Origin of the sequence: Devosia geojensis, from assembly GCF_000969415.1 — a bacterium.
Taxonomy (GTDB): domain Bacteria; phylum Pseudomonadota; class Alphaproteobacteria; order Rhizobiales; family Devosiaceae; genus Devosia; species Devosia geojensis.
This window is the reverse complement of the sequence record NZ_JZEX01000108.1, coordinates 111,558-126,355: the sequence shown is the minus strand read 5'-3', so window position 1 is coordinate 126,355 and position 14,798 is coordinate 111,558. Positions and strand designations below refer to the sequence as shown.

General features: G+C 65.2%; 14 protein-coding genes. All 14 read left to right on the top strand.

Going from position 1 to position 14,798, the window contains the following annotated elements:
- The first annotated feature begins 58 nt into the window (after window positions 1–58).
- Window positions 59–808 (top strand): helix-turn-helix transcriptional regulator, encoded by a 750-nt coding sequence (locus VE25_RS11385; protein ID WP_052731902.1) that lies wholly within the window; start codon window positions 59–61, stop codon window positions 806–808.
- 47 nt (window positions 809–855) lie between these two features.
- Complete coding sequence (locus VE25_RS11380; protein ID WP_046108732.1) at window positions 856–2,514, top strand: FAD-dependent oxidoreductase; 1,659 nt, start codon at window positions 856–858, stop codon at window positions 2,512–2,514.
- A 13-nt stretch (window positions 2,515–2,527) separates the two neighbouring features.
- Window positions 2,528–3,100 (top strand): dTDP-4-dehydrorhamnose 3,5-epimerase, encoded by a 573-nt coding sequence (rfbC, locus tag VE25_RS11375; protein WP_046108768.1) that lies wholly within the window; start codon window positions 2,528–2,530, stop codon window positions 3,098–3,100.
- Window positions 3,100–4,170, top strand: coding sequence for a dTDP-glucose 4,6-dehydratase (gene rfbB / locus VE25_RS11370; protein ID WP_046108767.1), 1,071 nt, complete (start codon window positions 3,100–3,102; stop codon window positions 4,168–4,170). Before rfbC ends, rfbB begins: the two co-directional genes overlap by 1 nt.
- Window positions 4,170–5,075 (top strand): dTDP-4-dehydrorhamnose reductase, encoded by a 906-nt coding sequence (rfbD, locus tag VE25_RS11365; RefSeq protein WP_046108731.1) that lies wholly within the window; start codon window positions 4,170–4,172, stop codon window positions 5,073–5,075. Before rfbB ends, rfbD begins: the two co-directional genes overlap by 1 nt.
- Entirely contained in the window at window positions 5,076–5,963 is an 888-nt protein-coding gene (gene rfbA, locus VE25_RS11360) for a glucose-1-phosphate thymidylyltransferase RfbA (protein WP_046108730.1), read from the top strand.
- 162 nt (window positions 5,964–6,125) lie between these two features.
- Window positions 6,126–6,683, top strand: a complete 558-nt coding sequence (locus VE25_RS11355) for a cyclophilin-like fold protein (RefSeq protein ID WP_160299981.1) — start codon at window positions 6,126–6,128, stop codon at window positions 6,681–6,683.
- 226 nt (window positions 6,684–6,909) lie between these two features.
- The gene (locus VE25_RS11350) at window positions 6,910–7,926 is read left to right on the top strand and encodes a zinc-dependent alcohol dehydrogenase family protein (protein ID WP_046108728.1); all 1,017 of its coding nucleotides are present in this window, start codon (window positions 6,910–6,912) and stop codon (window positions 7,924–7,926) included.
- 269 nt (window positions 7,927–8,195) lie between these two features.
- A complete protein-coding gene (locus VE25_RS11345) occupies window positions 8,196–9,824 on the top strand; it encodes an ABC transporter substrate-binding protein (protein ID WP_160299980.1) in 1,629 nt (542 codons plus the stop codon).
- A 67-nt stretch (window positions 9,825–9,891) separates the two neighbouring features.
- Entirely contained in the window at window positions 9,892–10,923 is a 1,032-nt protein-coding gene (locus VE25_RS11340) for an ABC transporter permease (RefSeq protein ID WP_046108726.1), read from the top strand.
- Window positions 10,907–11,812, top strand: a complete 906-nt coding sequence (locus VE25_RS11335) for an ABC transporter permease (protein ID WP_046108725.1) — start codon at window positions 10,907–10,909, stop codon at window positions 11,810–11,812. The genes VE25_RS11340 and VE25_RS11335 overlap by 17 nt, the downstream gene beginning before the upstream one ends.
- 3 nt (window positions 11,813–11,815) lie before the next feature.
- Window positions 11,816–12,778 carry an ABC transporter ATP-binding protein gene (locus VE25_RS11330; protein WP_046108724.1) on the top strand — a complete coding sequence of 321 codons (963 nt, stop codon included), beginning with the start codon at window positions 11,816–11,818 and terminating at the stop codon, window positions 12,776–12,778.
- Complete coding sequence (locus VE25_RS11325) at window positions 12,775–13,785, top strand: ABC transporter ATP-binding protein (RefSeq protein WP_046108723.1); 1,011 nt, start codon at window positions 12,775–12,777, stop codon at window positions 13,783–13,785. Before VE25_RS11330 ends, VE25_RS11325 begins: the two co-directional genes overlap by 4 nt.
- Window positions 13,782–14,789, top strand: a complete 1,008-nt coding sequence (locus VE25_RS11320; protein ID WP_046108722.1) for a DUF6282 family protein — start codon at window positions 13,782–13,784, stop codon at window positions 14,787–14,789. Before VE25_RS11325 ends, VE25_RS11320 begins: the two co-directional genes overlap by 4 nt.
- Window positions 14,790–14,798: the final 9 nt, after the last annotated feature.

Here is a 14,798-nt window from a genome sequence, read left to right as displayed (position 1 = left end):
GGAGGCGGTAACCGGCGAGCAAGCCACTCGGGCAGGATCGAAGAGAAGGACAGGCCAGATGCGTCATTTCAGCGGCAGCCAGATACGAACCACCTTCTCGCGCAATCTGCAGACGAACCGCGAGCGAACGATCCTGTTCGTCACCTGCGGCGAGGATATTCCGGACAGGCTTCGATACGCCATCGAGCGGGAATTGCCCTGGGCGACGATCGCGGTGTGCGACAGCGTCGCGGCAATCGCCCCATCCTACCGAGACATGCTTGCGCTGGTGGTGCTCGCGCCCCAGCACTTGTCGGACATCGAGCGGCGCGCGGGAGAGGTCTTGCGGTTCCATCCCCTGGCGCTGGTTGCGGTGATGGCCGGGGTTCACCCGCTCGATGCCGAGACAATCCGCCAGCTCCAGACCTCGAAGATCATCCGCGGCGTATTGCCGATGCAGGCCAAGCTCGACCAGCTCACCCCGATCATCGCGCTGATGATGCGGGGCGGAGACTACTACCCGAGGCACCTGGTGCAGGACGAGCAAACCTTTCCGAGCCCGGCCGAAGTCACGCCCGCTCCGCCCCGTCCGTCAATCAAGCCCGGCCCCGACTGCCTCAGCTATCTGACCAAGAGAGAACGGCAGGTTCTGGCGATGGTGTCGCGCGGGTTGCAGAACAAATCCATCGCCTCCGACCTCAACCTGTCGGAGCACACCGTCAAGATCCACCTGCACAACATCATCACCAAGCTTGGCACGCACAACCGAACGGAAGCGGCGGCCGTCTATCGCGACAGCGGCGGCGGAAGCTCCATGCTCTTGTCCTGAGGGCGCAACGCCTCGCTGGCGGGGGGCAGGTATCGACGGAGGGCCACATGGCCGTGTTCGACCTTTTGAGTCATGCCGAAGCCCCTACTTCGCTCCAGGCTTCAGTCTGCGTCATCGGGGCCGGCATGGCGGGCCTGACCGCAGCCAGACGGCTGGCGAGGTCGGGACAGCGCGTCATCGTCCTGGAAAGCGGCGGCAGGGCTTTCGATCAGTTGGTGCACGAGCTCAATCGACTGGAGGACGTTTCCGGTCGCTACACCCGCGCCATGACCGGCCACTATCGGGGCCTCGGCGGGAGCTCCACGCGATGGGGCGGTCGCATGCTGCCGATATCGATCGGTGAAACGCGCAACCGCGTGCCGGAACTGCCCGAGTGGCCGTTCGCGATAGAGGACCTTCAGAGATATCACGGCGAAATCGAAAACATGTTCGGGATCGACGGCGGTTCCTACGACGAGGCGGCGCTCGCCGATCTCGACAAGGACGCCATCGTGCCGCGCAACGATCCCGACTTTACCGCGCGCATGGCCAAATGGCCGAAGCTGCGCAATTGCAACCTGGCGCACGTTCTCGGCGCCGAGCTGCGCGCCGCATCGAACGTCGAGATCTGGCTCCATGCCACGGTCTGCGACTTCGAGCCGGACAGCGAAAGCGGGAGGCTCTCGAGCGTTATCGCGCGCAACAGCGTCGGGCGCGAACTGACCGTTCGCGCCGATCGCTTCGTGCTCGCGGCGGGAACCATCGAAGCTACCCGGTTGCTGCTCTGGATCAAGGCCAAAACCGGTGACAACGCCTTTGCGCGCGCCCCTGCCCTCGGCCGCTACCTGCAGGACCACATCAATGTGCGCGTCGCGCGCGTGTCACGCCGGGATACGGTGTTCAGCAACCGGTTCTGCGCCTACAGGTTCCACAAAGGAACGAGGCGCAGCCTGCACCTTGAGCTGACACCGGCGGTACAAGGCCGCGAGCGGGTGGCCGGCGCCTTCGCCTATTTCACCATGGATTTCGCGGATACCGCGCTCGACTCCATCAAAACGGCGGCGCGCAGCTTGCAGACGGGCGACTTCGGCATCGGTCACGCGTCCGGAATCGCCCGCCAATTGCCCTCGATGGCGCGCTTGGCATGGTGGCACTACGCAAGGCACCAGTTGTTTCTGTCGCCCGAGGTGCCGATACACCTCGAGATCTGCGCCGAACAGGTTCCCGACGAGCGCAATATGATAACCTTGAGCGCGCAACGCGACGCGCTTGGGCTGCCGAGAGCACGGGTGGCTTGGCGGCCGATGAAGGCGGACGAGCGGACGCTGCGCGCCGCCGCACGGAGGCTCGCCGGCTACTGGTCGCGCCATGAGCTCGATCGACGGATGCCGCTGGACTGGATCGCGCCCTGCCGGGACCCGGACGGCAGCATTGCCGAGGTGGCGGTGGACTACGCCCATCCGTCGGGGACCGCCCGCATGGGGACAGACGCGACCAGCTCCATCGTCGACCCCGATCTGGTCTGCCACGACATCCCCAATCTCAGCGTCATGAGCGCGGCGGTGTTCCCGTCGGCGGGGAGCGCAAATCCCACTTTTACGCTTCTGGCTCTGGCCCTGCGCCACGCCGACTACCTGTCGCGGGCGGAGGCGCGCCGCCCGGCAACGTCGGTGAGGCCGGCACGGACGAGCTTGCCGGATACGCAGCTGGCCGGGGTCACCCATTGAGGGAGTAATGGTCATGAAAGCGAATGCCTTGCCCCTCGCGGGGGTCGTCGAAATCACCCCAGACAGGCACGTGGACGACCGGGGGTACTTTTCCGAAACGTTCCGCGACCGATGGTTCCGGGACGAGGTGGCGCGGGTAACCTTCGTGCAGGAGAACCAGTCGCTCAGCCGGGCGCCGGGCACGGTGCGGGGCCTGCATTTCCAGACGGCCCCCTTTGAACAGGGCAAGCTGGTGCGCTGCCTTTCGGGCGCCATCTTCGATGTCGCCGTCGACATCCGCGAGGGCTCGCCGAGCTACGGCAGGTGGCTCGGCCTGACATTGACAGCCGAGGCCGGCAACCAGCTCTGGGTGCCGCCGGGATTCCTGCACGGCTTCTGCACGCTGACGCCCGATACCCTCGTCAGCTACAAGGTCACGCAATACTACAGTCCCTCCCACGATGCGGGCGCCGCCTGGGACGACCCCGATATCGGCATCGCCTGGCCCAGCATCGCCGATTCCGGCCTGCTTTCGCCCAAGGACCGCAGGCATCCGCGCCTGCGGGAGCTGGTCACTTCCCTCGACGCCGCGATGGAGCGTGGATGATGCGTGTCCTCATCACCGGCGGCGCGGGGTTCATCGGTTCGGCACTGGTCCGCCGGCTCGTTCTCGAGCAGGGCTACGAGGTGCTCAACGTCGACAAGCTGACCTATGCGGGGAACCTCGCATCCCTCGCGAGCGTCAGGGGGCGTCGCAACTATCGTTTCCTCAAGGCCGACATCGGGGACCGGTCCGCCATGGCGGCAGCGTTCGAGAGCTTTCGGCCGCAGCGCGTCATGCACCTGGCCGCCGAAAGCCATGTGGACCGTTCGATCTCTCATGCCGAGGACTTCTTGCGTACCAACGTCCTCGGCACCTTCGTGCTGCTGGACGTCGCACGCGAATACCATGCGGGGCTCACGCCGGCCGAGCAGGAGCAGTTCCGGGTCCTTCATGTTTCAACCGACGAGGTCTACGGCTCGCTTGGCGCAGATGGCCTTTTCTCGGAGCGGACGGCCTACGATCCGAGCTCCCCCTATTCCGCCAGCAAGGCGGCTTCCGACCATCTCGCGCGGGCCTGGGCGCGCACCTACGGCCTGCCGATTATCGTTTCCAACTGCTCGAACAACTACGGGCCCTACCAGTTTCCCGAAAAGCTCATCCCCCTGACCATCCTCAACGCAATGGAAGGACGGGCGCTGCCGGTCTACGGGCGCGGCGAGAACGTGCGCGACTGGCTGTTCGTCGACGATCATGTCCGCGCGCTCGACATGGTCATCGAGCGGGGGCGCGTCGGAGAAACCTACAATATCGGCGGGCGCAACGAGCGGCGCAACATCGACGTCGTCCGCAGGATCTGCGACGTGCTCGACGCGCTGGCCCCCAACGGCCGGTCCCACAGCGAGCGCATCACCTTCGTCGCCAACCGCCCGGGGCACGATGCGCGCTACGCCATCGATGCCACCAAGCTCGAGACGGAACTCGGCTGGCGGGCGGAGGAGAGCTTCGACAGCGGCATCGAGCGCACGGTGGAATGGTATCTGGGCAACAGCTGGTGGTGGGATCCCCTGAGGGTCCGCTACGACCGGCAGCGCCTCGGATTGTTGTCCCAGCCGTCGCTGGTGGCGGTGCCGTGATGCGGATCGCAGTCACCGGACGACAGGGGCAACTGGCGATGGCGCTCAGTGAACGCGCGCCGCATGACATGGCGATCATACCCTGCGGCCGGCCGGATCTTGACCTGACGCAGCCCGAAACGGTGTACCGGTGCCTGCAGGCCGTCGCGCCGGATCTGGTGATTTCGGCCGCCGCCTATACCGGCGTCGATAGGGCCGAGAGCGAGCCGGACCTCGCCTACGCCGTCAACCGGGAGGGCGCCGCGGCCGTGGCGCAATCGGTCGCGGCCCTGGGTATCCCCCTCATCCACATCTCCACCGACTACGTGTTCGAAGGCACCAAGAGCGAACCGTACGACGAAGACGACCCGCCGCTTCCGCTCGGCGTCTATGGCGCATCGAAGCTGGCCGGCGAACGGGTGGTTCGGGCGACAACCGCAAACCACGCTATTCTACGGACGGCATGGGTCTATTCGCCATTCGGCAGGAACTTCCTCAAGACCATGCTGCGGCTGGCAAAGGACCGCCCGACGTTGCGGGTCGTATGCGACCAGGTGGGTTCGCCGACCTCCGCCCTCGATCTTGCCGACGGCGTCCTTGCCGTCGCGCGCAACCTGCTGCAACGCCCACGGGAGGAGGACCTGCGCGGCACCTTCCACATGACCGGCGCTGGCATCGCGAGCTGGGCCGATTTCGCTGCCGAGATCGTTGCGGCCGCGGGCCGTCATGGCGGTCCCGGCGCCGCGATCGAGCGCATCGCGTCATCCGACTATCCGACCGCCGCACACCGCCCGGCGAACTCCATCCTGTCCAACGCCAAACTCGGCCGGGTCCACGGAGTGTACCTCCCCGACTGGCACCAATCGACGAACACCGTCGTGCGGTGGCTCATTGCCGCCGACACACTGCTGGAAGAGGACGCGTAAATGAAGGGCATCATTCTGGCCGGCGGCAACGGCACCCGTCTTCATCCCATCACCCGGGCAGTCTCGAAGCAGCTGATGCCGGTCTATGACAAGCCGATGATCTACTATCCGCTGACCACGCTGATGCTGGCCGGCATCAGCGACATCCTCGTCATCACCACACCGAAGGATCAGGATGCCTTCATGGACCTGCTCGGGGACGGCTCGAACTGGGGAATATCGCTGAGCTATGCGGTGCAGCCGCGTCCCAACGGATTGGCCGAGGCGTTCATCATAGGCGCCGATTTCGTCGCAGGTGAGCCTTCGGCTCTCGTGCTCGGGGACAACATCTTCTACGGCAACGGGCTGTCCACCAGCCTGCAGTCGGCGGCCCGCCGAAAGTCCGGAGCTACGGTTTTCGCCTATCAGGTCGCCGACCCCGAGCGCTATGGCGTCGTGGAGTTCGACAGGGACATGCGGGCGGTCTCGATCGAGGAAAAACCGCAGCGCCCCAAGTCGGACTGGGCAGTCACCGGGCTCTATTTCTACGACGAGCAGGTCGTGGACATCGCCGCCAACCTCAAGCCGTCCGCGCGCGGCGAGCTCGAAATAACCGACGTCAACCGTGTCTATCTGGAACGCGGGCAGCTCTCGGTCGAGCTGCTGGGGCGCGGGTTCGCCTGGCTCGATACGGGGACGCCCGAAAGCCTGCTCGATGCCGCCGAGTTCGTCGGCACCCTGGAAAAGCGCCAGAGCGTCAAGATCGCCTGCCCGGAGGAAGTCGCTTTCCGCATGGGCTATATCGGCCGCAACCAGCTCGCCGATCTGGCCGCGAACATGGGCAAGAGCCGCTACGGCGCCTACCTTGCGAAGGTACTCATGACCGGTATGGAAGAGGCCCTCTTTTAGGTAGGGACAGCCTCGCCGAGCTCGCTCTCCGCCTCGTGCCGGACCTGCTAGTCCTTGAGGCTGACCGCTCCTGCCTCCCCCGAAGGTTGCCACCACTCAGTCGATTAATATCAGAGATCGATAGGTCCAAGCGAATTGCACCGGCTAATCCGGTGAGCGCCCATGGCTTATATCGTCTCCTCAACCCTCACCATCCCCCGCGTTTTTCGCTCCCGGCGTTCGTCGCATGGAGATCAGGTCAAGGAATCTTCCGTGAGAGAACGGTCCATCAATCGACGCCTGTTGCTCGGTGCCGCCATCGCCGCAGCGGTGGGACAGGGGCTGGCCCACGGGCAGCAGGATAGCGATCCGGCCAGCCAGGAGCCGACACACATGAGAGTGCGCCTGACGTTCAACGGCCAGACGATGACCGCTACCCTCTATGACAATCCTTCGGCCCGCGACTTCCATTCCATGCTGCCGCTGGACCTGACGATCGACAACTACGCCAACAACGAGAAAATCGCCTACCTGCCGCGCAAGCTCACCGAGGAAAGCAGCGGACCGTTCGGCAACGAGCAACCCGGAGATCTCTGCTATTTCGCGCCGTGGGGCAACCTCGCCCTGTTCTATGCCGGCTACCGCTGGTCCAGCGGCCTCATCCGTCTCGGGCGGCTCGACGACGGCTTCGAACCTTTGCTCACCCGCGGCGAGTTCCCGCTTCGAATTGAAGCTCTCTAAATAGAAAATCCGCGGAGATGAGAGAATTACTGAAGATGCTGCTTCGCATCTTCGACAGCCACGAAGAGCGAATTCCTGTTTCGAGACTGGCTGAAAACCTGAACAGTCACACCCTACTCGATTTAGGCCTGCCCACGACCCGCGCTCATCATGAGCAGGAGAACCCGGGCGTACGGGGCGCTTCCATCAAGATCGCCCCATGGTTTCGAGATAACTGGAGTATAAAATGCGCGCTACCGTACTGCACGCTCCCGGTGACGTTCGCTTCGAGGACGTCGCGGAGCCAGAGATCCTTGAGCCGACCGACGCCATCATCAAGCTCTCGGCCACCTGCATCTGTGGTTCGGACCTCTGGCCCTATCGCGGGCTTCAGCCCGTCAATGACCCCCAGCACATGGGCCATGAATACTGCGGCGTGGTCGTCGAGGTCGGCAGCGAGGTCAAGACCGTCAAGCCCGGCCAGTTCGTGGTCGGCTCGTTCGCGACGTCCGACAACACCTGCCCGCACTGCCGGCGCGGCTTCCAGTCATCGTGCGAGCATCGCGAGTTCATGTCGGGCGCGCAGGCGCCCTATGCCCGCGTCCCCAATGCCGACGGCACGCTGGTGGCAACCGCCGAGATGCCTGCCGAAGACCTGATCCCGAGCCTGCTCGCGGTCTCCGACGTATTGGGCACCGGCTGGTTCGCTGCCGATGCCGCCCGCGTGCAGCCCGGCTCGACGGTTGCCGTGGTCGGCGATGGCGCCGTGGGCCTCATGGGCGTGCTCTCGGCCAAGCAGATGGGCGCAGAGCGCATCATCGCCATGAGCCGCCACAAGGCGCGCCAGGAGCTGGCTCTCGAATATGGCGCCACCGATATCGTCACCGAGCGGGGCGAAGCTGGCGTTGCCCGCATCAGGGAGCTGACCGGGAACGTCGGCGCCGACTCGGTGCTCGAATGCGTCGGCACGAATGAATCCATGCTGCAGGCGATCAACTGCGCCCGGCCGGGCGGATCGATCGGATTCGTCGGCGTGCCGCACGGCGTCGAGCTCGACGGCGAGTTCCTGTTCTTTTCGCAGAAGAACCTGTTGGGCGGCCCTGCCCCGGTACGCCGCTTCCTGCCGCACCTCATGGACCTCGTCCTTACGCGCAAGATCAATCCCGGCAAGGTCTTCGACCTGGAGCTGCCGCTGGCGGAGGTGGCCGAAGGCTACCGCGCCATGGACGAACGGCGCGCCATCAAGACGCTGCTGCGCGTATAACCTCACGCACTGCATGAAGTTCTAGAATCATGACATGGAGCCGCCGCGGTAAATCGCCGGGGCGGCTCCGTGGCTATCGACTTCCCGGCCGTCAGCAGGCATTATCCGATGCTGGCCCGCCCCGCCATTCGATACAATCGTATCGGCGATTGCGCCGAAGTTGAACTAGGCGCGCGGACGCCGTCCCTCCACCATCCTCTACGCCCCAGGACCGACGCCCAAGAGCGTTCCCACTTGGTTTTCGGCCGTTCAGACGATGGAAGATGGCAATGCACCGATCCCGTTTCCTGCCGCCGCTGGCAGCTCTTCTGGCCGCATCCATATTCAGTGGACCGGCCCTGGCACAGTCCGCATTCGCGCCTGCTCCACTCAGTCCCGACGAAGTGGGAGCCGGACCGCGCCTCATCTACCTGCACCACGAATATCCGGCCACGCTCGACCCGCAGAACACCTCGGCGTTCGTCGGGCAATTGGCGATGGAGATGTTCGACACCCTCGTCACCTACGAGATCGACCCTGAAACCGGCATCGCCGACCAGACCAGGATCGTACCGCGGCTCGCCGACTCCTGGGAGATTTCCGAGGACAACAAGGTCCTGACCTTCCATCTCGATCCCGACGCCAAGTTCTGGGACGGCTCGCCGGTGACGGCGGAAGACGTCTTCTGGTCGATCGAGCGCGCGCTGGTGGGCCGCATGGGCTGGGGCACGACGCAGATCGAAACCGGCGGCATCTTCGAGGTCGACCAGATGAGGATTGTCGATCCCCAGACCATCGAGATCACCTACCCCGACGGCCTGGGCCGCTATTCGCTTCGCAACTTCGCCTCGATGTCGCTGACCGTGATGTCCAAGGCCGCCTGCGAAGCGGGACGGACCGAGGCAGACGAGTGGTGCGTGGACTGGATCAAGTCCAACGCCATGGGTTCCGGTCCTTATATGCTCGGCGAGCGCCAGAGCGGGGAATACATCATCGCCGTCGCCAACAAGGACTACTGGGGTGAAGCCAAACCCTACTATTCGGAAGTCATGTTCCGGGTCGTACCTGACGTGCAGACGCGCATGCTGCTGCTCGAGAGCGGAGAAGCCCACTTCGCATTCATGACTCCCAACGAGTACTCGGTCCTCCAGAACTCACCCAATGCCAAGGTATTCAGCGTGCCCTCGCAGCAGGATGTGGCTGTCCTGCGCTGGAAGCCGGACGTGCCGCCCTTCGATGACCCGAAAATCCGCGAGGCAGTTATCAAGGCCGTGCCCTATGAACGTCTGGTGACCGAGGTCTGCCGCAACTTCTGCACGCCCGTGCAGAACCTCGTCGGCGTCAATACGCCGGGCTACGAACCCGACGAGCTCTTCACCACCGACATCGAGGCGGCAAAGCAACTCGTCTCCGAAAGCAAATATGCCGGCAACGTGCCTTCGTTCGACGTGCCGGTGGTCAACGGTTCGACCAACATGGCCGCCGGCGTCATCATCCAGGATGCGCTGCGCGAGATCGGCATCGACATGCAGATCCGCCCGCTCACCCAGAACGCCTTCGACGATATCGCCTGGGGGCGACGCGAACTCGAGGTCTCCATCCATTCGATGGGACCCTGGTGGAACGACTTCATGTACTGGGCCTATTGGATGTACCGCACCGACAGCGCGACCAACCACATCCAGTACTCCAACGAAACGCTCGACAAGGACGTGCTCGACGCCCTGCTGATCCCGCAGGAGAACGAAGCCGAATACATGGTGCTGCAGGACGAGGTGCTGGGCATTCTCAACGGCGAGCGCATGGCCGCGCCCCTTTACCAGGTGAACTGGAACGCCGCTGTCTCCAGCCAGATCTGCAACGTCAACAAGTTCCCATGGGGCACCATAGCCTTCTCCTGGCTGCGCCCCTGCAGCTGACGTCCTTCCAAGACGTGCGAGGCCGCGCCGGCTCCTTCGGCGCGGCCCCTCAGCCCGGAGACTGCCGATGCGCTTGCCGCCCCTGACCCTTTATATCCTGCGCCGGCTGGCGATCAGCCTGATCGTCCTTTTCGGGGTCAGCGCGGTCGCCTTCTCGATGGCGTACCTCCTGCCCTCCGATCCGGTGACCAGCCGGTATCCGGACATCACCAACGAGCAGCGCGCCGAGATGCGCAGGCAGATGGGACTCGATCAGCCGCTCGTCGTCCAGTACGTGCGCTACATGGAGTCGGTCTTCCGCGGGGACTTCGGCCGATCCTTCGGCACCGGCAACACCGTCGGGCAGGATCTGGCGCTACGCATTCCGGCGACGCTGGAGCTCGCGACCTTCGGGATCACGTTCGGCGTTCTCGTCGGATTGCCGCTCGGCATGCTGGGCGCGGTCTACCGCGGCAGCTGGATCGATCATCTGGTGCGCGTGTTCAACCTCGCCGCACAATCGATACCGGCCTTCTGGCTGGGGGTGGTGCTGATCTTCTACCTCTATTTCCAGCTTCGGCTGGTCCCGTCTCCGATCGGCAGGCTTTCCGCGCTCTATACCGCGCCTACCGGCGTCACCGGATTCTATACCATCGACGCGGTGCTCGCGGGGCGCTTCGACGTGGCACTGGCGGCCCTGCGGCAAGTCATGCTGCCGGCCTTCGTCCTCGGGCTCGGGGTGGTTTCGCCGATCGCGCGCATCACACGAGCCGCAATGAGCCAATCCCTCAAAGAGGACTACATCACATTCGGACGCGCATTGGGGCTGCGCTCGCGGCAGCTGGTGCTCGGCGATGCCCTGCGCGGGGCTCTCGTGCCGATCGTCACCACGCTCGGCTTCATCGTCGGCAATGTGCTGGCCGGCGCCGCCGTGGTGGAAACGGTCTTCGCCTGGCCGGGTCTCGGGCGCTACGCGGTGACCGCCATCACCACCAGCGACATGGCGCCGGTCTCCACCTGCATCCTGCTCATCGCCTCGAGCGTGGCCGTCACCAACCTTCTGGTGGACATTTCCTATGCCTTCATCGATCCGCGGATCCGCCATGAATATGCGCGTTGACCCGATGCCGACCACACCCGCCCTGCCCCGGCGGCCTGCCGGCCCTACACCCTGGCGCCGTTTCTACTACGGCATTTTCGGAGGCGATGCGCTGGGCCTTGCCGGCACGGCAATGCTCGCGGCTCTGCTCGCCATCGCCATCGTCGGGCCCTGGCTCGTCACCCACGACCCGCTGCTGACGACGCCGCAGACGCTGTTGCCGCCGACCGCCGAACACTGGCTGGGCACCGACCACTTCGGCCGGGACGTGTTCTCGCGCACCATCACGTCACTGCGCATCGACTTCATCGTGGCAGGGCTCGGCGTTTCCGGCGCAATCCTCATCGGCTCGCTGCTGGGGCTGGTCTGCGGCTATGTCGGCGGCTGGTTCGACGACCTGGTGATGCGGGGCGTGGACATCGTGCAGTCCTTCCCGCTCCTTCTCATCGCGATGGTACTCATCCTCGTCATGGGTCCGGGGCTGGAAAGCATCGTGATCGTCACCGTCCTCATCAACATCCCGATCTATGCCCGCGTCATCCGCGGCGAGACGCTGAGCCGCAAGACCCTCGAATACATCGATGCGGCGCGGTGCTCGGGAGCGAGCGAGATGTCGATCCTCTTCCGGCATCTGATGCCCAACACGCTCTCGCCCATCATCGTGCATGGAAGCCTCAACCTCGCCGCGGCCGTCGGAAACGTCGCCGCCCTCTCCTTCCTCGGCGTCGGCATCAGGCCGCCGACGCCCGATCTCGGCGTCATGGTGGCCGAAGGCACCAACTACCTCGTCCAGGGCGCCTGGTGGATGAGCATCGGACCCGGCCTGGTGCTGGCCCTCACCATCTTCAGCCTCAACCTGCTCGGCGATTGCCTCGAAGGCCGGCTCGATCCGCGCCGCACGGAGGCCTGAGGCATGGCGGACGTACTGTTCTCGATCGAAGGGTTGACCATCGACAGCGTGCGCGGCGGCGTGCGGCGGCGTATCGTCGACGACATCTCGCTGAGCGTCGAGCGCGGCGAGCTCTATGGGCTCGTCGGAGAAAGCGGCTCGGGCAAATCCATCTCGATGATGGCCAGCGTCGGACTGGCGGCGTCGGGCCTCGAGGTGATGGCCGGGTCCGTCGCATTCTCCGGGCGAGCGCTGCCGGCACGAAACCAGCGTGGCCTGCGCGGCAATCTCTCCCGCGGCGTTTCTCTGCTCTTCCAGAACGCCAAAGGGGCGCTCAATCCCTTCAAGACGGTCGACAGGCAGGTTGAGCGGGCGCTCCGGAGATCCGGCCGGCAAACCGATCCGCGTGCGGAAGTCGAGGTGCTGTTCCGCGTCGTCGGGCTCAACTACCGGGACTTTCGCGGCAAGTACCCCCACCAGATCAGCGGCGGACAGGCCCAGCGGGTCGCGATGGCCTGCGCGCTCGCAACCGAACCGGCGCTGCTGATCGCCGACGAACCGACGACCGCCCTTGACGTCACCACGGAGCGCGAGCTGCTGCGGTTCCTGGCGCGCCTCTGCGAGGAGCGCGAGATGGCCATCGTGCTCATCGCCCACAACCTGTCGCTCGTTTCCGAGTATTGCCGGCGCCTCTCGATCATGCATGCCGGGCAGGTGGTCGAATCCGGGAACCTCAAGACCATCTTCGCCGACCCGCTCCATCCTTACACGCGTGGGCTGATCGCGGCGGTGCCGGATGTCGACCAGCCGCGCGAGCTTGTGCCGCTCATCGGCAACGTATGGGGCGGCCCGGAAGGGATCGAACGGTGCAGGTTCTCGCACCGCTGCCAGTTCGCGACTCCCGTATGCGAGGCGAGACATCCGCCCGCGATCGAGCGCGCTGGCCGAGCCGTGCATTGCGTCCTCTACGAGGAGGTGCCGGCATGACCGCCAGTCCAGTGCTTTCCGTGCGCAAGCTGACGAAGCTCTTCGGCGACCGGACACGGCCGGAAGCCGTCAATGTCGGCGTGCGCGGTGTCTCGTTCGATGTCGAAGGGGGCGAAGTCGTCGGTCTCATCGGCGAGAGCGGCTGCGGCAAGACCACGCTCGGGCGCTGCGTCGTCGGCCTTCAGAAACCTGACGACGGCCACATCGTCATCAACGACACCGATCTTGCCAGCCTCTCGCCGGCGCGGATGCGCACGTTCCGCAAGGCGGTGCAGATCGTCTTCCAACGGCCCGAGACATGCCTCAACCCGCGCATGTCCGTCTTCACCTTCGTCAAGCAGGCGATGCGCAACTTCGATACGGTCCCACGAGGCCACGAGCGCGCCCGCATGATCGAGCTCGCGCAACTGGTGGGCCTCAAGGAGGAAGCTCTCGACCGCTTCCCGCACCAGCTTTCCGGTGGCGAGCGGCAGCGCGTCGCGATCATGCGGGCGCTCGCCTGCGAACCCTCGCTGATCGTGCTCGACGAGCCGACCTCCGCGCTCGACGTCTCGGTGCAGGCCCAGGTACTGCGCACGCTCAAGGATCTGCAGCGGGAAGTGGGCACCAGCTTCCTCTTCATCAGCCATGACGTCGCGGTCGTGCGCTACATCTGCTCGCGCGTGATGGTCATGTATCTCGGCGTCATCGTCGAGGAAGGGCCGAGCGAGATCGTTCTGGGGCACCCCGTTCACCCCTACACCCAGGCGCTGCTGGCGGCGGCGCCGCGCATCACTCCGAAGCCCGGTCCGCACCCGTCTCTCAAGGGCGAGCTCGTGCTCGCCGACGTCGGCCCCGGCGAATGCCCCGTGCGGGCGCGCTGCCCGATGGCGCATGAGCGGTGCCGCACGGCGCCGCCCGTGACCCAGCTGCCCGAAGGACATCGAGTCGCCTGCTGGCTTGCCGCCGATGCGGCAACCGACGGCCCAATTTCAATCCAGACCCCTTCCAAGAAGGTACCGCAATGACGACGACCGAGACTTTCTACACCCGCTCGATGGAGCTTCCCGACGAACTGCTCGTTGGCGCCATCGACAGCCATGTCCACGCCGGTCCCGTACTGCGGTCCAACCCGGGCCACCAGGACCCGTTCGAGGTCGCCATAGAGGCGCGCGAGGCGGGCATGCGCGCCATCGTCTACTACGACGTCTTCGGCTGGGCTTCGGGCACGGCCTGGATGGTCAACCGGCATGTGCCGGGCATCAAGACCTTCGGCGGGTACCTGATGAACTCGTGCCACGGCGGGCTCAATCCACGCTCGGTGCGCACCGCCCTCTACATGGAGGACGGCTGCCGGTTCATCAGCTTCGGCTCGCACTGCACCTATTTCTCGGCCAGCCGCGAGTCGACGATCATCGATGGCGAACTGGTGCCGTTCAAGGACGCCTATCCCGAGTTCGCCCGCGAGGAGCTCTCCCGGGCCGTCCGCATCCCGACCGAGGGGGCGATCTCCGACGAGCTCGCCGAAATCCTGCAGATGGTCGCCGATCATCCGGACGTCTACCTCAACACGGGCCACGTCTCGGGACCGGAAGTCCTGCGCATCCTCGACCTTGCCGAGGAGTTCAAGATCCAGAAGGTCCTGATCGCCCATCCGGCGCGCCAGCAGCTTTCGATCGAGCAGCAGAAGGATGCGGCCAAGCGAGGATTCTTCCTAGAGGGATGCCTCGTCGACTGGCTCTACCCGCACGCGCCGCGCACGCATTACTATGTCGAAAAGAAGTACATGGACCGCTCGGGCGACCTGCCGCGGCCCCGGCGCACGGCTGCGCAATGGATGGCCGACATCCGGCAGGTGGGCCCCGAATACTTCGTGCTCGGCACCGACTACGGCATCCGCGCCGCCTCGAGCCCGGTGCAGGGCATGCGCACGATGATCACCACACTGCTCGACTACGAGTTCACCCCGGCCGAAATCCGGGCCATGACCGCCGACAACCCCGCCCGCCTGATCGGGCTGGATCCGTTGTGAGGGAGGGGG

Excerpts from the sequence above, each read along its gene's own strand:
- VE25_RS11385 (WP_052731902.1), top strand. The coding sequence starts at position 59 with ATGCGTCATTTCAGCGGCAGCCAGATACGAACCACCTTCTCGCGCAAT.
- VE25_RS11380 (WP_046108732.1), top strand. The coding sequence starts at position 856 with ATGGCCGTGTTCGACCTTTTGAGTCATGCCGAAGCCCCTACTTCGCTC.
- rfbC (WP_046108768.1), top strand. The coding sequence starts at position 2,528 with ATGAAAGCGAATGCCTTGCCCCTCGCGGGGGTCGTCGAAATCACCCCA.
- rfbB (WP_046108767.1), top strand. The coding sequence starts at position 3,100 with ATGCGTGTCCTCATCACCGGCGGCGCGGGGTTCATCGGTTCGGCACTG.
- rfbD (WP_046108731.1), top strand. The coding sequence starts at position 4,170 with ATGCGGATCGCAGTCACCGGACGACAGGGGCAACTGGCGATGGCGCTC.
- rfbA (WP_046108730.1), top strand. The coding sequence starts at position 5,076 with ATGAAGGGCATCATTCTGGCCGGCGGCAACGGCACCCGTCTTCATCCC.
- VE25_RS11355 (WP_160299981.1), top strand. The coding sequence starts at position 6,126 with ATGGCTTATATCGTCTCCTCAACCCTCACCATCCCCCGCGTTTTTCGC.
- VE25_RS11350 (WP_046108728.1), top strand. The coding sequence starts at position 6,910 with ATGCGCGCTACCGTACTGCACGCTCCCGGTGACGTTCGCTTCGAGGAC.
- VE25_RS11345 (WP_160299980.1), top strand. The coding sequence starts at position 8,196 with ATGCACCGATCCCGTTTCCTGCCGCCGCTGGCAGCTCTTCTGGCCGCA.
- VE25_RS11340 (WP_046108726.1), top strand. The coding sequence starts at position 9,892 with ATGCGCTTGCCGCCCCTGACCCTTTATATCCTGCGCCGGCTGGCGATC.
- VE25_RS11335 (WP_046108725.1), top strand. The coding sequence starts at position 10,907 with ATGAATATGCGCGTTGACCCGATGCCGACCACACCCGCCCTGCCCCGG.
- VE25_RS11330 (WP_046108724.1), top strand. The coding sequence starts at position 11,816 with ATGGCGGACGTACTGTTCTCGATCGAAGGGTTGACCATCGACAGCGTG.
- VE25_RS11325 (WP_046108723.1), top strand. The coding sequence starts at position 12,775 with ATGACCGCCAGTCCAGTGCTTTCCGTGCGCAAGCTGACGAAGCTCTTC.
- VE25_RS11320 (WP_046108722.1), top strand. The coding sequence starts at position 13,782 with ATGACGACGACCGAGACTTTCTACACCCGCTCGATGGAGCTTCCCGAC.